This window comes from Terribacillus sp. JSM ZJ617, assembly GCF_044383785.1.
Lineage (GTDB): Bacteria > Bacillota > Bacilli > Bacillales > Amphibacillaceae > Terribacillus.
Window position 1 is genome coordinate 18,559 of the sequence record NZ_JBISEQ010000008.1, and the last position, 20,624, is coordinate 39,182.

Annotated in this window: 22 protein-coding genes, 1 pseudogene and 1 other annotated feature (1 of these 24 running past the window's edge); all 23 genes and pseudogenes read left to right on the forward strand. The window is 44.8% G+C overall.

Features of this window, described 5'->3' with window-relative positions; all coding sequences use genetic code 11:
* Positions 1-97, forward strand: a sequence feature (ribosomal protein L10 leader region) (it extends 48 nt beyond the left edge of the window).
* Between the two features lie 39 nt (positions 98-136).
* Positions 137-637, forward strand: a complete 501-nt coding sequence (gene rplJ, locus ACH6C1_RS18440; protein ID WP_038565146.1) for a 50S ribosomal protein L10 — start codon at positions 137-139, stop codon at positions 635-637.
* Positions 638-689: 52 nt separating this feature from the next.
* On the forward strand, positions 690-1,052 hold the full coding sequence (gene rplL, locus ACH6C1_RS18445; protein WP_095224634.1) for a 50S ribosomal protein L7/L12: 363 nt from the start codon (positions 690-692) through the stop codon (positions 1,050-1,052).
* A gap of 91 nt (positions 1,053-1,143) precedes the next feature.
* Positions 1,144-1,746 carry a class I SAM-dependent methyltransferase gene (locus tag ACH6C1_RS18450; protein WP_366248441.1) on the forward strand — a complete coding sequence of 201 codons (603 nt, stop codon included), beginning with the start codon at positions 1,144-1,146 and terminating at the stop codon, positions 1,744-1,746.
* Positions 1,747-2,374: 628 nt separating this feature from the next.
* Positions 2,375-5,914: a DNA-directed RNA polymerase subunit beta gene (rpoB, locus tag ACH6C1_RS18455; RefSeq protein WP_374079728.1), complete on the forward strand. Its 3,540-nt coding sequence runs from the start codon at positions 2,375-2,377 to the stop codon at positions 5,912-5,914.
* Positions 5,915-5,971: 57 nt separating this feature from the next.
* A complete protein-coding gene (gene rpoC / locus ACH6C1_RS18460) occupies positions 5,972-9,583 on the forward strand; it encodes a DNA-directed RNA polymerase subunit beta' (RefSeq protein ID WP_374079731.1) in 3,612 nt (1,203 codons plus the stop codon).
* Positions 9,584-9,726: 143 nt separating this feature from the next.
* A complete protein-coding gene (locus tag ACH6C1_RS18465) occupies positions 9,727-9,978 on the forward strand; it encodes a 50S ribosomal protein L7ae-like protein (RefSeq protein ID WP_095224638.1) in 252 nt (83 codons plus the stop codon).
* A gap of 108 nt (positions 9,979-10,086) precedes the next feature.
* On the forward strand, positions 10,087-10,500 hold the full coding sequence (rpsL, locus tag ACH6C1_RS18470; RefSeq protein WP_095224639.1) for a 30S ribosomal protein S12: 414 nt from the start codon (positions 10,087-10,089) through the stop codon (positions 10,498-10,500).
* A 41-nt stretch (positions 10,501-10,541) separates the two neighbouring features.
* On the forward strand, positions 10,542-11,012 hold the full coding sequence (gene rpsG / locus ACH6C1_RS18475; protein ID WP_093728583.1) for a 30S ribosomal protein S7: 471 nt from the start codon (positions 10,542-10,544) through the stop codon (positions 11,010-11,012).
* A 39-nt stretch (positions 11,013-11,051) separates the two neighbouring features.
* A complete protein-coding gene (gene fusA, locus ACH6C1_RS18480) occupies positions 11,052-13,130 on the forward strand; it encodes an elongation factor G (RefSeq protein WP_366248444.1) in 2,079 nt (692 codons plus the stop codon).
* Between the two features lie 123 nt (positions 13,131-13,253).
* Complete coding sequence (gene tuf / locus ACH6C1_RS18485) at positions 13,254-14,444, forward strand: elongation factor Tu (RefSeq protein WP_095224641.1); 1,191 nt, start codon at positions 13,254-13,256, stop codon at positions 14,442-14,444.
* 362 nt (positions 14,445-14,806) lie between these two features.
* A complete protein-coding gene (gene rpsJ, locus ACH6C1_RS18490; RefSeq protein WP_038565171.1) occupies positions 14,807-15,115 on the forward strand; it encodes a 30S ribosomal protein S10 in 309 nt (102 codons plus the stop codon).
* 27 nt (positions 15,116-15,142) lie between these two features.
* Positions 15,143-15,772 (forward strand): 50S ribosomal protein L3, encoded by a 630-nt coding sequence (gene rplC, locus ACH6C1_RS18495; protein WP_095224642.1) that lies wholly within the window; start codon positions 15,143-15,145, stop codon positions 15,770-15,772.
* Positions 15,773-15,798: 26 nt separating this feature from the next.
* The gene (gene rplD / locus ACH6C1_RS18500) at positions 15,799-16,422 is read left to right on the forward strand and encodes a 50S ribosomal protein L4 (RefSeq protein ID WP_095224643.1); all 624 of its coding nucleotides are present in this window, start codon (positions 15,799-15,801) and stop codon (positions 16,420-16,422) included.
* Positions 16,422-16,712, forward strand: a complete 291-nt coding sequence (gene rplW / locus ACH6C1_RS18505; protein ID WP_038565180.1) for a 50S ribosomal protein L23 — start codon at positions 16,422-16,424, stop codon at positions 16,710-16,712. The genes rplD and rplW overlap by 1 nt, the downstream gene beginning before the upstream one ends.
* Positions 16,713-16,740: 28 nt before the next feature.
* Entirely contained in the window at positions 16,741-17,571 is an 831-nt protein-coding gene (rplB, locus tag ACH6C1_RS18510; protein WP_095224644.1) for a 50S ribosomal protein L2, read from the forward strand.
* A 57-nt stretch (positions 17,572-17,628) separates the two neighbouring features.
* Positions 17,629-17,907: a 30S ribosomal protein S19 gene (gene rpsS / locus ACH6C1_RS18515; RefSeq protein WP_038565186.1), complete on the forward strand. Its 279-nt coding sequence runs from the start codon at positions 17,629-17,631 to the stop codon at positions 17,905-17,907.
* 18 nt (positions 17,908-17,925) lie between these two features.
* A complete protein-coding gene (gene rplV / locus ACH6C1_RS18520) occupies positions 17,926-18,267 on the forward strand; it encodes a 50S ribosomal protein L22 (protein ID WP_093728576.1) in 342 nt (113 codons plus the stop codon).
* A 3-nt stretch (positions 18,268-18,270) separates the two neighbouring features.
* Positions 18,271-18,937 (forward strand): annotated as a pseudogene (gene rpsC / locus ACH6C1_RS18525) (30S ribosomal protein S3).
* The gene (gene rplP, locus ACH6C1_RS18530; RefSeq protein WP_093728574.1) at positions 18,931-19,365 is read left to right on the forward strand and encodes a 50S ribosomal protein L16; all 435 of its coding nucleotides are present in this window, start codon (positions 18,931-18,933) and stop codon (positions 19,363-19,365) included. Before rpsC ends, rplP begins: the two are co-directional and overlap by 7 nt.
* Positions 19,355-19,555: a 50S ribosomal protein L29 gene (gene rpmC, locus ACH6C1_RS18535; RefSeq protein ID WP_038565198.1), complete on the forward strand. Its 201-nt coding sequence runs from the start codon at positions 19,355-19,357 to the stop codon at positions 19,553-19,555. Before rplP ends, rpmC begins: the two co-directional genes overlap by 11 nt.
* Positions 19,556-19,577: 22 nt before the next feature.
* The gene (rpsQ, locus tag ACH6C1_RS18540) at positions 19,578-19,841 is read left to right on the forward strand and encodes a 30S ribosomal protein S17 (RefSeq protein WP_038565201.1); all 264 of its coding nucleotides are present in this window, start codon (positions 19,578-19,580) and stop codon (positions 19,839-19,841) included.
* 43 nt (positions 19,842-19,884) lie between these two features.
* Positions 19,885-20,253 carry a 50S ribosomal protein L14 gene (rplN, locus tag ACH6C1_RS18545; RefSeq protein WP_038565204.1) on the forward strand — a complete coding sequence of 123 codons (369 nt, stop codon included), beginning with the start codon at positions 19,885-19,887 and terminating at the stop codon, positions 20,251-20,253.
* Positions 20,254-20,288: 35 nt separating this feature from the next.
* Positions 20,289-20,600, forward strand: a complete 312-nt coding sequence (gene rplX / locus ACH6C1_RS18550; RefSeq protein WP_093728571.1) for a 50S ribosomal protein L24 — start codon at positions 20,289-20,291, stop codon at positions 20,598-20,600.
* The last annotated feature ends 24 nt before the right edge of the window (positions 20,601-20,624 follow it).

Here is a 20,624-nt window from a genome sequence, read left to right on the forward strand (position 1 = left end):
CTCCTGCCGAGGTGTGTGAGATATAAAGGCAGTCTGTTCCGACTGTTCCTTGTGATCATGCCTCCATGTCGAATGGAGGCATTTTTCATGTTAACTCCAGGTATAATTGTGAACAAGCTAACAGGAGGTGGAACATATGTCCAAGATCATCGAACAAAAGCAACAGGTTGTAACAGAAATCGCTGAGAAATTCCAAGCGAGCCAATCTACAATCGTAGTAGACTACCGAGGTCTTACTGTTTCTGAGGTGACTGAACTTCGCAAACAGCTTCGTGAAGCTGGAGTGGATTTCAAAGTCTACAAAAACACGTTGACTCGCCGTGCTACGGAAGTTGCTGGTTTGACAGAACTAGACGAGAACTTGACAGGCCCAACTGCTATTGCCTTCAGTAATGAAGATGTAATTGCTCCTGCTAAGATCTTGAACGACTTCGCGAAAAAGAATGAAGCACTAGAAATCAAAGCTGGTGTCATCCAAGGCAATGTAGCTTCTGTAGAACAAGTTAAAGAACTTGCGGATCTACCGAACTACGAAGGTTTGCTTTCTATGTTGCTTAGCGTGCTACAAGCACCAGTTCGCAACTTCGCTTACGCTGCGAAAGCAATCGCAGAACAAAAAGAAGAGCAAGGCGCTTAAGGCTGCCTGAGGCTTCAAAACAAAATAAAACATTCCCCAAGGAGGAAATATCATGTCTAAAGAGACAATCATTGAAGAGATTAAAGGTATGTCCGTTCTAGAATTGAACGATCTTGTTAAAGCTATCGAAGAAGAATTCGGCGTAACTGCTGCAGCTCCTGTAGCTGTAGCTGGTGGCGGAGCTGCTGAAGCTGCTGAAGAGCAAACTGAATTTGACGTTGTTCTTACAAGCGCTGGCGCTTCTAAAATCAAAGTTGTTAAAGCTGTACGCGAAGCAACTGGCCTAGGTCTTAAAGACGCTAAAGATCTTGTAGATAACGCTCCTGGAAACATCAAAGAAGGCGTTTCTAAAGCTGATGCTGAAGAACTTAAAGCTAAACTTGAAGAAGCTGGAGCTTCTGTAGAAGTTAAGTAATAACAAGAAAGCTCGCCCTCGGGCGAGCTTTCCTTTTATCTATTTCTCCATGGCAATCGTGAATGGATCCTGAATAAAGAAGGTGACCAATATGTCGGATCATTATTATACCAATCAGCCGCAATCTAAAAGTGCTCCTGCTACATGGCGATTCACTTTAAAAGGCAATGAACTTATGTTCACTTCGGATAGCGGAGTATTTTCCAAGAAAGAAGTGGATTTTGGTTCCAGGGTTTTGATTGATGTCTTCAGGGAGCCTGAAATAGAAGGGGATATACTGGATCTTGGCTGTGGATATGGACCGATCGGCATTTCATTTGCGAAAGCATTCGCAAATCGCGAGATTGTGATGAGTGACGTCAATGAACGCGCAGTATCACTTGCGAAACAGAATGCGGAGGCGAATGGAGCGGAAAATACACATTTTTATGTGAGTGATCGCTTAACCGCTTTTTCGGACCGGAAATTCGCGGCAATTGCCACCAACCCTCCAATCCGGGCAGGCAAGAAGGTTGTACATCAGATATTTGAAGAGAGCTACCAGGCACTGCTTCCACAGGGAGAGCTCTGGGTTGTCATTCAAAAGAAACAAGGTGCCCCATCTGCTCAGGAAAAATTGAATCAGTTGTTCGGCTCGTGTGAAATCGTCAAGAAGGAAAAGGGCTATTACATTCTATTAGCCAAAAAAGTTTGACTCGCATAAAAGCTTGTGGTAGTATTGTAAAATGCCAATAGATAACGATACTCGGAGAGGATTATAATTTTCTTAGAGAATCGTGTTTAAACTGTCGGCCGATTGGCAAGACTGCTATCATTATTATGTTTTTGCCTTCGTCGATTTTATCTAAATATGTATGATCAGGGTTATGTCGCCATTCGGAGGAGCTAGCAAGCTGAATTTTTAACGGTTTTTATGTAAAAACCTTTTTCGCTTTTAGCTTGAAGGCGGTGCAGGAAGGACAGTAGGAGTGTTTCGCTGTTGGAACTATACCACTTTCTGATTTTTGTTAAACAGGAAGGGAAGCCCGTTTCATTACAACATTCACATCACATTCGTATTTATGCGAATGCTTTTCTATGTAAACAGAAGATGTGAACAATGCAAATATTGTGGCGATTCATTTATGTTAGCTACAATATATAATTTATTGCTTGGAAAGTCAATCGGCATTCCGGCATATTCAGGCAGACCTTTATCCGAAAAAGGTCGGTCAAGTGAGAGGCTCACAGCAGGAGATTCCTGCTGCAGGATGTTGATTTACTGCAGTCTACGGATTGCAGCTTGAATACATTACTAATGTTTGATTTGAGGGGTGAAGCTGTTGACAGGTCAAGTAGTTCAGTATGGACGACACCGCCAGCGCAGAAGCTATGCACGTATTAGTGAAGTGCTAGAGTTACCGAATCTTATCGAGATTCAAACCGCTTCTTATGAATGGTTCTTAGAAGAAGGATTACGAGAGATGTTCCAGGATATTTCCCCGATCGAGGATTTCGCGGGTAATTTATCGCTGGAATTTGTCGACTATAGCCTTGGCGAACCGAAATATCCAGTAGATGAAGCGAAAGAAAGAGACGTTACCTATAACGCTCCGCTTCGTGTGAAAGTTCGTTTGCTGAATAACGAGACAGGCGAAGTAAAAGAACAGGAAGTATTCATGGGTGACTTCCCATTGATGACAGATACAGGAACGTTCATCATCAACGGTGCTGAACGCGTTATCGTATCACAGCTTGTTCGCTCCCCTAGTGTTTATTTCAGTGAGAAAGTCGACAAGAACGGAAAACGCGGCCATACAGCAACTGTTATTCCAAACCGTGGCGCGTGGCTTGAGTTCGAGACAGATGCGAAGGATGTAGTCCATGTTCGTATCGACCGTACGCGTAAGCTTCCTATCACTGTCTTGCTTCGTGCGCTTGGATTCGGAAGTGATCAAGAAATCATCGATTTGATCGGCGAGAACGAGTACTTGCGAAACACATTGGAGAAAGATAACACGGAAACTACTGAAAAAGCATTGCTTGAAATCTACGAGCGTCTTCGTCCGGGAGAGCCGCCTACTGTAGAGAACGCGAAAAGCTTGCTGGTTTCCCGTTTCTTCGACCCAAAACGCTACGACCTAGCACATGTAGGCCGCTACAAAATGAACAAAAAGCTTCATATTAAGAACCGTTTGTTCAATCAGACATTGGCACAGCCAATCGTCGATGAAGAGACTGGTGAAGTACTTGCACAAAAAGGCGATAAGCTAGACCGTCGTCTGCTTGACAAGATTCTTCCTTATCTTGATGGTTCCAACGGCAAATTCGGTGAGAACATCTTGGAGCCGCATGATGGTGTAGTACAAGATCAAATCATCGTGCAAACAATCAAAATCGTTGATCCAACTGACCCAGAAGGTGAACGTAAACTAAGCGTTACTGGTAATGCTACAGTTGATGACAGTGTGAAGAATCTGGATCCTGCTGATATCGTAGCAGCAGTCAGCTACTTCTTTAACCTATTATATGAAGTTGGCGACACAGATGACATCGATCATCTTGGTAACAGAAGATTGCGTTCAGTAGGTGAATTGCTGCAAAACCAATTCCGTATCGGTCTATCCCGTATGGAACGTGTGGTACGTGAGCGTATGTCCATTCAGGATACGTCAGCTATCACGCCGCAGCAGCTGATCAATATCCGTCCGGTGATTGCATCTATTAAAGAATTCTTCGGAAGCTCCCAGCTTTCCCAGTTCATGGACCAGACGAATCCTTTAGGTGAATTGACGCATAAACGTCGTCTTTCTGCTTTGGGACCTGGTGGTTTGACTCGGGAACGTGCTGGCTTTGAAGTTCGTGACGTACACTACTCCCACTATGGAAGAATGTGTCCGATCGAAACGCCAGAGGGTCCGAACATTGGTTTGATCAACTCCCTTTCCACTTATGCGAAAGTGAACAAATTCGGTTTCATCGAGACACCTTACCGTCGTGTTGATCCGGAGACAAACCGTGTAACTGAACATATAGATTACCTAACTGCCGATGAGCAGGATAACTATGTTATCGCACAGGCAAACTCTCCGTTAACAGAAGATGGCAGCTTCGTAAATGAAGAAGTCGTTGCTCGTTTCCGTGAGGAAAATACAATCGTTGCTCGTGAACGTATCGATTACATGGACGTATCACCGAAACAGGTTGTATCTGCTGCGACAGCATGTATCCCGTTCTTGGAAAATGATGACTCCAACCGTGCACTGATGGGTGCGAACATGCAGCGACAAGCAGTACCGTTGATGCAGCCGGAAGCACCGATCGTAGGTACTGGTATGGAATATGTATCCGGTAAAGACTCCGGTGCAGCTGTTATTTGCCGCGCGGAAGGTATTGTAGAGCGCGTTGAAGCGAAAGAAATCATTGTACGCCGTGTAACAGAAGTCGGCGGCAGTGAAGTGAAAGGCGATACAGATCGTTATCGTCTGCAGAAATTCAATCGTTCCAACCAAGGAACTTGCTATAACCAACGTCCGATCGTCGCAGTAGGTGACCGTGTGACAAAAGGTGAAATCCTAGCTGATGGACCTTCCATGCAGGATGGAGAGCTTGCACTAGGCCGTAACGTACTAGTTGCCTTCATGACATGGGAAGGTTACAACTACGAGGATGCTATCATCATGAGCGAACGTCTTGTGAAGGATGATGTATACACATCTATCCACATCGAGGAGTATGAGTCTGAAGCACGTGATACGAAGCTAGGACCAGAAGAAATCACACGCGATATCCCGAACGTAGGGGAAGACGCACTGAAGAACCTTGACGAACGCGGAATCATCCGTGTTGGTGCTGAAGTTTCCGATGGTGATTTGCTTGTTGGTAAAGTAACGCCTAAAGGTGTAACTGAGCTATCTGCAGAAGAACGTCTATTGCATGCGATCTTCGGTGAGAAGGCTCGCGAAGTCCGTGATACTTCCCTTCGTGTACCTCACGGTGCCGGCGGTATCGTATTGGATGTTAAGATCTTCAACCGTGAAGATGGCGATGAATTACCTCCGGGTGTAAACCAGCTTGTACGTGCTTATATCGTTCAGAAACGTAAGATTTCTGAAGGAGATAAGATGGCTGGACGTCACGGTAACAAAGGGGTTATCTCTAAGATTCTTCCAGAAGAGGATATGCCATTCATGCCGGATGGCACACCAGTCGATATCATGCTTAACCCGCTAGGGGTACCATCTCGTATGAATATCGGGCAGGTGTTTGAGCTTCACTTAGGTATGGCAGCTCGTGCACTAGGCATCCACGTTGCAACACCAGTATTTGATGGTGCGCGTGAGGAAGATGTTTGGGAAACGCTCGAAGAAGCTGGTATGCCGCGTGACGCGAAGACAGTCCTTTATGATGGAAGAACCGGTGAACCATTTGATAACCGTGTTTCCGTTGGTGTATCGTACATGATCAAGCTTGCGCACATGGTTGATGACAAGCTGCATGCACGTTCTACAGGTCCATATTCACTAGTTACGCAGCAGCCGCTTGGTGGTAAAGCGCAGTTCGGTGGACAGCGTTTCGGTGAGATGGAGGTTTGGGCACTTGAAGCATATGGTGCGGCATATACCTTGCAAGAGATTCTTACTGTCAAATCCGATGACGTAGTCGGTCGTGTGAAGACATATGAAGCTATTGTTAAAGGTGATAATGTCCCAGAACCAGGTGTACCAGAATCGTTCAAAGTATTGATTAAAGAGCTTCAGAGTCTTGGTATGGATGTTAAAATCCTCAATGGCGAAGAAGAAGAAGTAGAATTAAGAGAACTCGAAGATGAAGACGAGACGCAAGTACCTGACCGCATCAATCTTGATGTACAGGAAGGGTAAGGCGGCGACACATCGACTGCATAGCAGTAACGGGATACTAAAAGGGAGGTAGGCCCCTTGATAGATGTAAATAATTTTGAGTTTATGAAAATAGGTTTGGCTTCACCTGATAAGATTCGTTCATGGTCTTACGGAGAAGTGAAAAAGCCGGAAACGATCAACTACCGTACGTTGAAGCCTGAAAAAGATGGTTTGTTCTGTGAGCGCATCTTCGGTCCTCAAAAGGACTGGGAATGTCATTGCGGTAAATACAAACGCGTCCGTTATAAAGGCGTTGTATGTGATCGTTGCGGCGTAGAAGTTACCAAAGCCAAAGTACGCCGTGAGCGTATGGGACACATCGAGCTAGCAGCTCCTGTGTCTCACATTTGGTACTTCAAAGGTATTCCGAGCCGTATGGGTCTTGTACTGGATATGTCTCCGCGTGCGTTGGAAGAAGTTATTTACTTCGCAGCGTATATCGTGACAGATGCCGGTGATACAGCACTTGAGAAGAAGCAGCTTCTTTCTGAGAAAGAATATCGCCTCTATCGCGAAAAATACGGTAACACGTTCCAAGCTCAAATGGGTGCGGAAGCAATCCGTAAGCTTCTTCAAGACATCGACTTGGAGAAAGAAGTGGAAGCACTTCGCGAAGAATTGAAAACAGCTCAAGGTCAGCGCAGAACACGTGCGATCAAGCGCTTGGAAGTAATGGAAGCATTCCGTCACTCTGGAAACGAACCTTCCTGGATGGTATTGGATGTACTTCCGATCATTCCTCCTGAGCTTCGTCCAATGGTACAGCTTGATGGCGGACGTTTCGCTACTTCTGACTTGAACGATCTTTATCGTCGAGTGATCAACCGTAACAACCGTCTGAAACGCTTGCTTGACCTTGGTGCACCTAGCATCATCGTACAAAACGAAAAACGTATGCTTCAGGAAGCTGTTGATGCGTTGATCGATAACGGTCGTCGCGGCCGTCCTGTTACAGGTCCTGGTAACCGTCCATTGAAATCTCTTTCTCATATGCTGAAAGGTAAACAAGGACGTTTCCGTCAGAACTTGCTTGGTAAACGTGTAGACTATTCTGGACGTTCCGTAATTGTCGTAGGTCCGCATCTGAAGATGTATCAGTGTGGTCTTCCGAAAGAAATGGCGCTTGAGCTATTCAAACCATTCATCATGAAAGAATTGGTGGAAAAAGGCCTTGCGCATAACATCAAATCTGCAAAACGGAAAATCGAACGTTTGCATCCGGAAATCTGGGATGTACTCGAAGAAGTAATCCGTGAGCATCCAGTATTGCTTAACCGTGCACCTACACTTCACCGTCTAGGTATCCAGGCATTCGAACCAACATTGGTAGAAGGTCGCGCAATCCGTCTTCACCCGTTAGTATGTACAGCTTATAACGCTGACTTCGATGGTGACCAGATGGCTGTCCACGTTCCTTTATCAGCTGAAGCACAGGCTGAGGCTCGTATCCTTATGCTTGCTGCGCAAAACATCTTGAACCCGAAAGACGGTAAACCAGTCGTAACACCATCTCAGGATATGGTACTAGGTAACTACTACCTTACACTTGAGCGTGAAGATGCTATCGGCGAAGGTAAAGTCTTCAAAGATGTAAACGAAGCAATGCTTGCTTATCAGAACGGTTATGTACATTTGCATACTCGTGTGGCAGTAGATGCCGGTTCTTTGAACAACGAAACGTTCACAGAAGAGCAAAACAACCAAATCCTGCTTACAACAGTAGGTAAACTTATCTTCAATACAATCTTGCCGAGCTCGTTCCCTTACATGAACGAACCGACTCGCGAGAATTTGGAAGAAAAAACACCTGCTCACTACTTCGTTGAAAAGGGTGCGAATATCAAGGAGGAGATCGCGAAACGCGACATCATCTCTCCATTCAAGAAAGGTTTCCTGGGCGATATCATCGCGGAAGTGTTCAAACGCTTCAAGATCAGTGAAACGTCCAAAATGCTTGACCGCATGAAGGACCTTGGATTCAGTTATTCCACTAAAGCAGGTATTACGGTTGGTATCTCTGATATCGTCGTATTGAAAGAGAAAACGGAGATCCTTGATGAAGCACAATCCCGCGTGGATAAAGTGCTGAAACAGTTCCGTCGTGGTTTGATCACGGAAGAAGAGCGATATGACCGTGTCATCTCAATCTGGTCTAAAGCGAAAGATGACATCCAGGAACGTCTGATGAAATCCTTGAGCAACCGTAACCCTATCTTCATGATGAGTGATTCCGGTGCCCGTGGTAACGCATCTAACTTCACGCAGCTTGCTGGTATGCGTGGTCTAATGGCCAACCCGGCAGGACGAATCATCGAGTTGCCGATCAAGTCCAGTTTCCGTGAGGGTCTGACAGTACTCGAGTACTTCATCTCTACACACGGTGCGCGTAAAGGTCTTGCCGATACAGCACTGAAAACTGCCGATTCCGGTTACTTGACTCGTCGTCTAGTTGACGTAGCACAGGATGTTATCATCCGTGAAGAAGATTGTGGTACTGACCGCAGCTTGAGAGTCCGTGCACTGACGGAAGGAACTGAAATGATCGAGCCTTTGTATGACCGTCTTGTAGGCCGTACAGCGTTCGAGAATGTCAAACATCCGGAAACAGGCGATGTGATTGTCGCTAAGAACGAATTGATCGACGAAGATACAGCAAGACAAATCGTAGATGCTGGTATCGAAGAAGTGGCTATCCGTACTGTCTTCACATGTAACACGAAACATGGTGCATGTAAGAAATGTTACGGCCGCAACCTTGCAACTGGCAGCGACGTTGAAGTCGGCGAAGCAGTCGGTATCATCGCAGCACAATCCATCGGTGAACCAGGAACACAGCTTACAATGCGTACGTTCCACACAGGCGGGGTAGCCGGTGACGATATCACACAAGGTTTGCCGCGTATCCAGGAGTTGTTCGAGGCTCGTAACCCTAAAGGTCAAGCCGTCATCTCCGAGATCAAAGGTACAGTTATCGAGATTAATGATGTAAAAGAGAAGCAAGAAGTTACAATTCAGGGTACAGTTGAAACGAAGACTTACACAGCTCCTTATGGTGCACGCTTGCGTGTTTCCGAAGGTGACGCAATCGAAGCTGGTCAAGAGCTGACAGAGGGTTCTGTAGATCCGAAAGAACTTCTTCGAGTTCGCGGTGTAGCTGGCGTTCAGCAGTATCTATTGAAAGAAGTACAAAAAGTTTACCGTATGCAAGGGGTAGAAATCGGCGATAAACACGTTGAAGTAATGGTTCGCCAAATGCTTCGTAAAGTACGTGTCATCGATTCTGGTCAAACAGATGTATTGCCGGGCTCACTTCTTGAGATCCATCAATTCCGGGAAGCAAACCGTGAAGTCCTAAGAGAAGGCTTCCAGCCGGCAAGTGGTAAACCAGTATTGCTTGGTATTACAAAAGCTTCTCTAGAAACGGATTCCTTCTTGTCTGCCGCTTCTTTCCAGGAAACAACTCGTGTCCTTACGGATGCAGCTATCAAAGGTAAGCGCGATGAACTTCTCGGCCTTAAAGAGAATGTTATCATCGGTAAGCTTGTTCCGGCTGGTACTGGCATGCCGCAGTACCGAAAGATCAAAGCGAAACTTGATACTCCTGAAGAAGTGACAGAAGGTCAGGAAATCGAATCTGTAACACCGTAACGGTGGCCCTAATACACAAGGAAACAAAATAATTGTCGGAAGCACTGTAAATCTCTCGTTAAGGTGATTGACATCAGCTTACTAGAGTGATACTATAATCAAGGTGCTTCCGATTCTCCTTGTTTACTTTGGAGGATATGCATATGTCTTATGAAAAAGTAGCACAAGCTAATACGGGAATCGTTATCGGAACCAAACAAACACTCAAGGCCATGAAGCAAGGCCAAGTGAACTCAGTTGTCATTGCAAATGACGCTGCCGAGCAAATTACCAGCCAGGTAAGAAAGCTGGCAGAAGAATTAGGCATACCAGCGATCCAAGTCGATTCTATGAAGCGATTAGGTGAAGCTTGTGGCATAGATGTAGGGACAGCTACTGTGGCAATCAAAAGATAGTTTTGGCGAAGCTGATGCTAGCTCAGCTCGTGAAAGCTTTGTTTTTTGCCTAAAAATGAACCACCTGGATGTGTGGTATTACAAAAAGCTTTGAAAGGAGGAAAAAACATGCCTACTATTAATCAATTAGTACGCAAAGGTCGCGTAAGCAAAACAAGAAAATCTGACTCTCCAGCATTGAACAGAGGGTACAACAGTTTCAAGAAATCATTGACTAACCAGTCTTCTCCACAAAAACGTGGTGTTTGTACTCGTGTTGGTACAATGACTCCGAAGAAACCGAACTCCGCATTGCGTAAATATGCACGTGTGCGTTTGACAAACGGAATCGAGGTTACTGCCTACATTCCTGGTATCGGACACAACTTGCAAGAGCACAGTGTTGTTTTGATCCGCGGCGGACGTGTAAAAGACTTACCGGGTGTACGTTACCATATCGTACGTGGTGCGCTTGATACTTCAGGTGTTGACGGCCGCGCACAAGGTCGTTCCAAATATGGTACAAAACGCCCTAAAAAATAAGACTAATATAATATAACCATCATCGGAAAGGAGGAGAACATATGCCAAGAAAAGGTCCTGTAGCTAAACGTGACGTGTTGCCAGATCCGTTGTACAACTCTAAATTGGTAACTCGTTTGATCAACCAAATCATGGTTGACGGACAACGCGGTAAAGCACAAAAGATTCTTTATGCAGCATTTGAACTAGTTAAAGAACGTAGTGGAAACGATCCAATGGAGGTTTTCGAACAGTCCATGAAGAACGTCATGCCTGTACTTGAAGTACGCGCGCGTCGTGTAGGTGGTTCCAACTACCAAGTACCAGTTGAAGTACGCCCAGAGCGTCGTCAAGCACTAGGTCTTCGTTACATTGTTAACTATTCCCGTCTACGCGGCGAAAAAACAATGGAAGAGCGTCTTGCTAACGAAATTCTTGATGCGTCTAACAACACAGGTGCTTCAGTTAAGAAACGTGAAGATATGCATAAAATGGCGGAAGCAAACAAAGCGTTTGCTCACTACCGCTGGTAAGATATATCTGAAATTCACTCTAGGAAGGAGAAAGACCACATGGCTAGAGAGTTCTCCTTAGAAAATACGCGTAATATCGGTATCATGGCCCACATCGATGCCGGTAAAACAACTGCAACTGAGCGTATTCTATTCTATACAGGACGTATCCATAAAATCGGAGAAACTCATGAAGGTGCTTCTCAGATGGACTGGATGGAGCAGGAGCAGGAGCGTGGTATCACAATCACATCTGCTGCAACAACTGCTCAATGGAAAGGCCACCGTATCAACATCATCGATACACCAGGACACGTAGACTTCACAGTTGAAGTTGAACGTTCCCTGCGCGTTCTTGATGGAGCGGTAGCTGTGCTTGATGCACAGTCCGGAGTTGAGCCTCAAACAGAAACTGTTTGGCGTCAGGCTACAACTTACGGTGTACCACGTATCGTGTTCGTTAACAAAATGGATAAAACAGGTGCAGACTTCCTTTATTCCGTTAAAACGATGCACGAACGTCTGGGCGCTAATGCGCACCCAGTACAACTTCCAATTGGTGCGGAAGATGATTTCGAAGGAATCATTGACCTAATCACAATGGAAGCTCATTTCTACCTTGACGATCTTGGACAAAACTCTGAGATTCGTGAAATCCCTGAAGACATGAAGGATCTTGTGGAAGAATACCGCACGAACCTGATTGAAGCAGTAGCTGAACAAGATGAAGATCTTATGGAACGCTACCTTGAAGGGGAAGAGATCTCTAACGAAGAGCTTAAACAAGCTGTTCGTAAAGCGACTCTAACTGTTGAATTCTACCCAGTATTCTGTGGTTCAGCATTCAAAAACAAAGGTGTTCAGCTTCTAATCGACGGTGTTGTTGATTACTTGCCTGCACCAACAGACGTACCAGCTATCGAAGGTATCGTTCCTGGTACTGAAGAGAAAATCGTACGTAAATCAAGCGACAGCGAGCCATTCAGTGCACTTGCTTTCAAAGTTGCAACTGACCCGTTCGTTGGTAAACTTACTTTCTTCCGTGTGTACTCTGGTACATTGGAAGCAGGTTCTTACGTGAAAAACTCCACGAAGGACAAGCGTGAGCGCGTAGGCCGTATCCTACAAATGCACGCAAACACTCGTGAAGAGATTTCCAAAGTTTACGCTGGTGATATTGCCGGAGCTGTAGGTTTGAAAGATACTTCGACTGGAGATACTCTATGTGATGAAAAATCACTAGTTATCCTTGAGTCTATGGTATTCCCAGAGCCAGTTATCTCTGTTGCGATTGAACCAAAAACAAAAGCGGACCAAGACAAAATGTCCGTTGCCCTTGGTAAACTAGCTGAGGAAGATCCTACATTCAGAACTGAAACAAACCCAGAAACTGGTCAGACTATCATCTCCGGTATGGGTGAGCTTCACTTGGATATCATCGTTGACCGTATGCGTCGCGAATTCAAAGTAGAAGCAAACGTAGGTGCTCCACAGGTAGCGTACCGCGAAACATTCCGTGCTGCTGCTGAAGTCGAAGGTAAATTCGTACGTCAGTCCGGTGGTCGCGGTCAGTTCGGACACGTTTGGATCAAATTCGAGCCAAACGAAGAAGGCGCTGGTTTCGAGTTTGAAAATAAAATCGTTGGTGGTGTAGTTCCTCGTGAATACATCCCATCTGTTGAAGCTGGTATCAAAGAAGCAATGCAAAACGGTGTATTGGCTGGTTATCCGCTAATCGACGTTAAAGCATCTCTATTTGATGGAAGCTACCATGATGTCGATTCCAACGAGATGGCCTTTAAGGTTGCTGCTTCTTTAGCGCTTAAAAACGCGAAGAACAAATGTAACCCTGTCATCTTGGAACCACTTGTAAAAGTGGAAGTTGTTATCCCAGAAGAATACATGGGTGACATCATGGGCGATATCACTTCCCGTCGCGGACGTGTTGAAGGTATGGATACACGCGGACCTGCTCAGGTAGTTAATGCATTCGTGCCACTTGCTGAAATGTTCGGTTACGCAACAGCGTTGCGTTCCAACACACAAGGCCGTGGAACTTACACAATGACATTCGACCACTATGAAGAAGTGCCGAAAAGCGTTGGAGAAGAAATTATCAAGAAAAACTCTGGACAATAATTGATTTTTTGCCAGTAATAAAGTATAACTTGTATTGGAAGCGTGCGTGCACGCATGCTTCTGAGTACAAGAAACATACTATCTAATACATGAGATATTTCCATATTTAAGGAGGAATTACTAATGGGTAAAGAAAAATTCGACCGCTCCAAATCCCACGTTAACGTTGGTACAATCGGACACGTTGACCATGGTAAAACAACACTAACTGCAGCTATCACTACTGTACTTCATAAGAAAACTGGTTCAGGTACAGCAATGGCTTACGACCAAATCGATGGTGCTCCAGAAGAAAGAGAACGTGGAATCACAATCTCTACTGCACACGTTGAGTATGAAACTGATTCTCGTCACTATGCACACGTTGACTGCCCAGGACACGCTGACTATGTTAAAAACATGATCACTGGTGCTGCGCAAATGGACGGAGCTATCCTAGTAGTATCTGCTGCTGATGGTCCAATGCCACAGACTCGTGAGCACATCCTTCTTTCTCGTAACGTAGGTGTTCCTGCGATCGTTGTATTCCTAAACAAATGTGACATGGTTGACGACGAAGAGCTTCTTGAACTTGTTGAAATGGAAGTTCGCGATCTTCTAAGCGAATACGACTTCCCTGGTGATGATGTACCAGTTATCAAAGGTTCTGCTCTTAAAGCTCTTGAAGGCGACGCTGACTACGAAGCGAAAATCTTCGAACTTATGGACGCTGTTGATGAGTACATCCCAACTCCAGAACGCGACAAAGAAAAACCATTCATGATGCCAGTTGAGGACGTATTCTCTATCACTGGTCGTGGTACTGTAGCTACAGGCCGTGTTGAGCGTGGTGAAGTAAGAGTCGGTGACGAAGTTGATATCATCGGTCTTAACGAAGCTCCTAAGAAAACAACTGTTACAGGTGTAGAAATGTTCCGTAAGCTTCTTGATTACGCTGAAGCTGGTGACAACATCGGTGCTCTACTTCGTGGTGTATCCCGTGATGACATCAACCGTGGACAAGTACTTGCTAAACCAGGTACAATCACTCCACACACAAAGTTCAAAGCTGAAGTTTATGTTCTTTCTAAAGAAGAAGGTGGACGTCACACTCCATTCTTCACTAACTACCGCCCACAGTTCTACTTCCGTACAACTGACGTAACTGGCGTAGTTCACCTTCCAGAAGGTACTGAAATGGTAATGCCTGGCGATAACACAGAGATGTCTGTTGAGCTTATCTCTCCAATCGCTATCGAAGATGGTACTCGCTTCTCTATCCGTGAGGGTGGACGTACTGTTGGATCAGGCGTTGTATCTGTTATCGAAGCGTAAGCTGATATAACAATATAGAAGAAACAGACAGCAGACGTGCTGTCTGTTTTTTTATTTAACTATAGTAAAAGATTGGCAGCGCCAGTTAATTGTAAAAAATACTGAAATGACTTGAAAACACTAGTAAGCCTATGTATAATACATAAAGTGTCATCTTATGAAGGATTGCAGACTTTTAAGCTGTAAAACTAGATAAGACTTGCATTGACCGCGTTTTTTCTATATAATTATAATGTTGGTCATTTAAAGGCGATGATGCGGGAGGTTGTTGGCACACCAGGCCCCTTTGCCATGGCAGGGTGGTCAAGTTAATTTCCGCTGAGAATGTCCTAAATAATAAGGGCGATAAAGGAGGGAAAATAATGGCAAAAGAGAAAATCAGAATCCGTTTGAAAGCATACGATCACAGAATCCTTGATCAGTCTGCAGAGAAAATCGTAGATACAGCGAAACGTTCTGGTGCGAACGTATCAGGTCCGATTCCGCTTCCTACAGAGAAATCTGTATACACAATTCTACGTGCGGTGCACAAATATAAAGACTCTCGTGAGCAGTTCGAAATGCGCACTCACAAACGTCTTATCGATATCGTTAGTCCTACACCGCAAACAGTTGATTCTTTGATGAGACTTGACTTACCGTCCGGTGTGGACATCGAAATTAAACTATAATTTTACACAAAATAGGAGGTGTAACGGATGACGAAAGGAATCTTGGGACGCAAGATCGGCATGACACAGCTATTCACTGAAACAGGTGAACTTCAAGCTGTAACAGTTATCCAAGCTGAACCAAACGTAATTCTTCAAAAGAAAACTGTCGAATCTGACGGTTACAACGCATTGCAACTAGGATTTGCTGATCAGAAAGCAAACAACGCTAACAAACCTGCAAAAGGCCATGCTGAGAAAGCAAACACAACACCTAAGCGCTACATTCGTGAAATCCGTGACGCTGCTCTTGACGAACACGAAGTTGGACAAGAGGTTAGCGTAGAGATTTTCGCAGCTGGAGAAACAGTAGATGTAACAGGTACTTCTAAAGGTAAAGGATTCCAGGGCGCAATCAAGCGTCACAACCAATCCCGCGGACCTATGTCACACGGTTCACGTTACCACAGAAGACCAGGTTCCATGGGTGTAATTGACCCTATGCGCGTTTTCAAAGGTAAAGCACTACCAGGACAAATGGGCGGAGAGCAAATCACTGTTCAAAACCTTGAAATCGTTAAAGTTGACGCTGAGCGCAACCTTATCCTTGTTAAAGGTAACGTACCTGGTGCGAAAAAATCTTACGTGAAAGTATCAAGTGCCGTAAAAGGTAACTAATTCACAATACGAAGGGAGGATATATCATGCCTAAAGTAGCACTATTCAACCAGAGCGGGTCTCAAGTCGGTGAAATCGAATTGAATGATTCCGTTTTCGGTATCGAGCCACACACACATGTATTACACGAAGCAGTACTAATGCAGCGTGCTTCTATGCGTCAAGGTACGCACAAAGTAAAAGGACGTTCTGAAGTACGAGGCGGCGGAAGAAAACCATGGCGTCAAAAAGGTACTGGCCGCGCGCGTCAAGGATCCATCCGTTCACCACAATGGGTTGGCGGTGGAACAGTTTTCGGACCGACTCCACGCAGCTACAGCTACAAACTACCTAAAAAAGTTCGTCGTCTAGCGCTTAAATCAGCACTATCTTCTAAAGTACAAGAAGAAAACATCGTAGTTCTAGAGAGCCTTGCATTCGATGCTCCTAAAACGAAAGATGTCGTTGCTATGCTTAGCGCACTAAACGTTGATAAAAAGGTATTGATCGTTACTGCAGATAAAGACGAAACTGTTGTACGTTCTGCAAACAACCTTAAAAACGTTAAAGTGTTGACTCAAAGCGAAGTTAACGTTCTTGACTTGCTTACGCATGATAAGCTGATCTTAACGAAAGAGGCAGCTGAAAAAGCAGGGGAGGTGCTTGCATAATGAGAGAACCACGTGATATTATTAAGCGCCCTGTAATTACGGAACATTCTTCTGACCTTATGGTTGATAAGAAGTACACGTTTGAAGTTGACAAACGTGCTAACAAGATCGAAATCAAACAAGCGGTTGAAGTAATCTTTGGTGTAAAAGTGGAACAAGTGAACACTCAAAACCTTAAAGGTAAATTCAAACGTCAAGGTCGTTACGGCGGATACCGCCCAGATCGTAAAAAAGCAGTAGTAACACTATCTGAAGACAGTAAAGAAATCGACTTCTTCGAAGGTGTTTAAGAAATAATAGAGAAGGAGGGAAACAACGATGGCGATTAAAAAGTATAAACCGACCACTAACGGACGTCGTAATATGTCCGTATCGGATTTTGCTGAAATTACAACTGACAAGCCTGAGAAATCATTGCTTGCACCGCTTCACAAACGTGGCGGACGTAACAACCAAGGTAAATTGACTGTACGTCACCAAGGTGGTGGACACAAACGTCAATACCGTATTATCGACTTCAAACGCGACAAAGATGGAATACCAGGACGCGTTGCTACAATCGAGTACGATCCAAACCGTACTGCAAACATCGCTCTAATTCACTATGTAGATGGTGAAAAACGCTACATCCTTGCTCCGAAAGGCTTGGAAGTAGGAATGGAGATCTTATCTGGTGAAGGTGCTGACTTCAAAGTGGGTAACGCTATGGAGCTTGCTACAATCCCAGTTGGTACGATCATCCACAACATCGAATTGAAGCCAGGCCGCGGTGCTCAGCTAGCTCGTTCTGCTGGTGCACAAGCTCAAATCCTTGGCCGTGAAGGTAAATATGTTCTTGTAAGACTAACTTCTGGTGAAGTACGTCTAGTACTAGGTACTTGCCGTGCTACAATCGGTCAGGTTGGTAACTTGGAACACGAACTAATCGTAGTTGGTAAAGCAGGACGCTCTCGCTGGTTAGGCAAACGCCCTACAGTCCGCGGATCTGTAATGAACCCTAATGATCACCCACACGGTGGTGGTGAAGGACGCGCTCCAATCGGACGTAAATCACCAATGTCTCCATGGGGTAAACCGACACTTGGTTACAAAACACGTAAACGTAATAAGCAGTCCGATAAATTTATCGTACGTAAGCGTAAAAAATAATGTGGTAGCAAGGCGGGCGTTCTCACCCGTCTCCATATCGCAAAGGGAGGTTTATGTATGGGTCGCAGCTTGAAAAAAGGACCTTTCGCAGATGACCATTTGCTAAAGAAAGTCGACAAATTGAACGAAGACGACAAGAAACAAGTAATCAGAACTTGGTCCCGTCGTTCCACTATTTTCCCAACATTCGTTGGACACACAATCGCTGTGTACGATGGCCGTAAACACGTACCTGTTTATGTTACTGAAGATATGGTAGGTCATAAACTTGGTGAATTCGCGCCAACTCGCACGTACAGAGGACACGCAGCCGACGATAAGAAAACAAAACGCTAAGAGGGGAGGCAATCCTAAATGCAAGCAAAAGCTATGGCAAAATCAGTTCGCATTGCTCCTCGTAAGGTCCGCTTAGTTGTTGATTTGATTCGAGGAAAAAATGTTGGAGAAGCTATTGCGATTTTGCGTCACACTCAGCGTGGTGCATCATTGGCAGTAGAGAAAGTACTTCGTTCTGCAGTTGCTAACGCAGAACACAACTATGAAATGGATACGGATAACCTTGTTATCTCTGAAGCATTCGTTAACGAAGGTGCTACATTGAAACGTTTCCGTCCACGCGCTCAAGGCCGCGCAAGCCAAATCAACAAACGTACTAGCCACATTACAGTGGTTGTTACAGAAAAGAAGGAGGGTTAAGCAGTGGGTCAAAAAGTACATCCGATAGGTCTTCGCGTCGGCGTCATCCGTGACTGGGAATCCAAGTGGTACGGTGGCAAAGATTACGCTGATTTACTACATGAAGATATCAGAATTCGTGATTATCTAGAACAACGTTTGAAAGATGCTGCACTTTCCAAAGTGGAGATCGAACGTGCTGCTAACCGTGTAAATATCTCTATTCATACTGGTAAACCTGGTATGGTAATCGGTAAAGGCGGTTCTGAAGTAGAAGCACTTCGTAAAGCATTGAACAGCCTGACTGGCAAACGTGTTCACATCAACATCGTAGAAGTGAAACGTGTAGATCTTGATGCTAAATTGGTAGCAGACAACATCGCTCGTCAACTTGAAAACCGTATCTCATTCCGTCGTGCTCAGAAACAAACATTGCAGCGTGCAATGCGTGCTGGTGCTAAAGGTATCCGTACACAAGTTTCCGGTCGTCTAGGCGGAGCAGATATCGCTCGTGCAGAATCTTACAGCGAAGGAACAGTTCCACTTCATACTCTACGTGCTGATATTGACTATGGCACAGCTGAAGCTGATACAACTTATGGTAAGCTTGGCGTTAAAGTATGGATCTATCGTGGCGAAGTCCTTCCAACTAAAAACAACCGATAAGGAAGGGGGAAAAGCATTATGTTAATGCCTAAACGCGTAAAATATCGTAGACAACACCGTGGTAAATTGAATGGCCGTGCTAAAGGCGGTACAGAAGTGGCATTTGGTGAATGGGGTTTACAAGCTCTTGATCCTGCTTGGATCACTAGCCGTCAAATCGAATCTGCCCGTATCGCTATGACTCGTTACATGAAACGTGGCGGTAAAGTATGGATCAAAATCTTCCCAGATAAGCCATACACTAAAAAACCTCTAGAAGTCCGAATGGGTTCCGGTAAAGGTTCTCCTGAAGGCTGGGTAGCTGTAACGAAACCTGGTAAGATCATGTTCGAAATCGCTGGAGTATCTGAAGAGGTGGCTCGCGAAGCATTGCGTCTTGCTTCTCACAAACTGCCAGTAAGAACTAAGATCGTAAAACGTGAAGAAATTGGTGGTGAAATCAATGAAGGCTAATGAAATCAAAGAACTGACCACTGCCGAAATTGAACAAAAAGTTAAGTCTCTTAAAGAAGAACTTTTCAACCTGCGCTTCCAATTAGCTACTGGACAGCTTGAGAATACAGCACGTATTCGCACAGTCCGTAAGACAATTGCTCGCATGAAGACAGTTGTTCGTGAAAGAGAATTAAGCGTAAATAACTAAATTCCGAGAGGAGGTTCGCGACATGAGTGAACGTAACAATCGTAAAGTATACGTTGGACGTGTTGTATCCGATAAAATGGATAAAACAATCACTGTTCTTGTTGAAACCTACAAAACTCACAAGCTGTACGGCAAGCGTGTTAAGTATTCTAAAAAGCTAAAAGCGCATGATGAAAACGGTACAGCAAAAACTGGTGACTTGGTTCGTATCATGGAAACTCGTCCATTATCCGCAACGAAACGTTTCCGTTTGGTTGAAGTGGTAGAAGAAGCAGTAATTATCTAATTAAAGATCGCTCGGAAGGATTCCGAAGGGAGGTAACACTCGTATGATTCAACAAGAGACTCGTTTGAAAGTCGCTGATAACTCTGGTGCTCGTGAAGTCCTAACAATTAAAGTGCTAGGCGGATCTGGTCGTAAAACAGCTAACATTGGTGACGTAATCGTTTGTACGGTGAAACAAGCAACACCTGGTGGCGTTGTCAAAAAAGGTGAAGTTGTTAAAGCTGTAATCGTACGTACGAAAAGCGGTGTTCGTCGTAAAGATGGTTCTTACATCAAATTCGACGAGAACGCAGCTGTTATCGTAAGAGATGACAAGAGCCCAAGAGGAACTCGTATCTTCGGACCGGTTGCACGTGAATTGCGTGACGCTAAGTTCATGAAGATCGTTTCCCTTGCTCCTGAAGTATTGTAAAACACTTAATGCCTTGTTAAGGAGGTGCAGTACACATGCATGTTAAAAAAGGTGACAAAGTTAAAGTAATCACTGGTAAAGATCGTGGTAAAGAAGGTACCATCCTTGAAGCTTATCCGAAGAAAGACCGTGTTCTTGTCGAAGGCGTAAACATCGTCAAAAAACACGCGAAACCTTCCCAGGATAACCCGCAGGGCGGAATCCTCGAAATCGAAGCAGCGATTCACGTTTCTAACGTAATGCTGATCGATCCTAAAACTGGAGAGCCAACTCGCGTAGGCTACGAAGTGAAAGACGGCAAAAAAGTCCGTATCGCTAAGAAATCCGGTCAAGCTATCGATAAATAATTTCTTCTGAAAGGAGGGCTACTC

Excerpts from the sequence above, each read along its gene's own strand:
- rplJ (WP_038565146.1), top strand. The coding sequence starts at position 137 with ATGTCCAAGATCATCGAACAAAAGCAACAGGTTGTAACAGAAATCGCT.
- rplX (WP_093728571.1), top strand. The coding sequence starts at position 20,289 with ATGCATGTTAAAAAAGGTGACAAAGTTAAAGTAATCACTGGTAAAGAT.
- fusA (WP_366248444.1), top strand. The coding sequence starts at position 11,052 with ATGGCTAGAGAGTTCTCCTTAGAAAATACGCGTAATATCGGTATCATG.
- rpsQ (WP_038565201.1), top strand. The coding sequence starts at position 19,578 with ATGAGTGAACGTAACAATCGTAAAGTATACGTTGGACGTGTTGTATCC.
- tuf (WP_095224641.1), top strand. The coding sequence starts at position 13,254 with ATGGGTAAAGAAAAATTCGACCGCTCCAAATCCCACGTTAACGTTGGT.
- rpsG (WP_093728583.1), top strand. The coding sequence starts at position 10,542 with ATGCCAAGAAAAGGTCCTGTAGCTAAACGTGACGTGTTGCCAGATCCG.
- rpsL (WP_095224639.1), top strand. The coding sequence starts at position 10,087 with ATGCCTACTATTAATCAATTAGTACGCAAAGGTCGCGTAAGCAAAACA.
- rpsS (WP_038565186.1), top strand. The coding sequence starts at position 17,629 with ATGGGTCGCAGCTTGAAAAAAGGACCTTTCGCAGATGACCATTTGCTA.
- rplW (WP_038565180.1), top strand. The coding sequence starts at position 16,422 with ATGAGAGAACCACGTGATATTATTAAGCGCCCTGTAATTACGGAACAT.
- rplL (WP_095224634.1), top strand. The coding sequence starts at position 690 with ATGTCTAAAGAGACAATCATTGAAGAGATTAAAGGTATGTCCGTTCTA.
- rplC (WP_095224642.1), top strand. The coding sequence starts at position 15,143 with ATGACGAAAGGAATCTTGGGACGCAAGATCGGCATGACACAGCTATTC.
- rplB (WP_095224644.1), top strand. The coding sequence starts at position 16,741 with ATGGCGATTAAAAAGTATAAACCGACCACTAACGGACGTCGTAATATG.
- rplV (WP_093728576.1), top strand. The coding sequence starts at position 17,926 with ATGCAAGCAAAAGCTATGGCAAAATCAGTTCGCATTGCTCCTCGTAAG.
- rplN (WP_038565204.1), top strand. The coding sequence starts at position 19,885 with ATGATTCAACAAGAGACTCGTTTGAAAGTCGCTGATAACTCTGGTGCT.
- rplP (WP_093728574.1), top strand. The coding sequence starts at position 18,931 with ATGTTAATGCCTAAACGCGTAAAATATCGTAGACAACACCGTGGTAAA.
- rplD (WP_095224643.1), top strand. The coding sequence starts at position 15,799 with ATGCCTAAAGTAGCACTATTCAACCAGAGCGGGTCTCAAGTCGGTGAA.
- rpmC (WP_038565198.1), top strand. The coding sequence starts at position 19,355 with ATGAAGGCTAATGAAATCAAAGAACTGACCACTGCCGAAATTGAACAA.
- rpsJ (WP_038565171.1), top strand. The coding sequence starts at position 14,807 with ATGGCAAAAGAGAAAATCAGAATCCGTTTGAAAGCATACGATCACAGA.
- ACH6C1_RS18450 (WP_366248441.1), top strand. The coding sequence starts at position 1,144 with ATGTCGGATCATTATTATACCAATCAGCCGCAATCTAAAAGTGCTCCT.
- ACH6C1_RS18465 (WP_095224638.1), top strand. The coding sequence starts at position 9,727 with ATGTCTTATGAAAAAGTAGCACAAGCTAATACGGGAATCGTTATCGGA.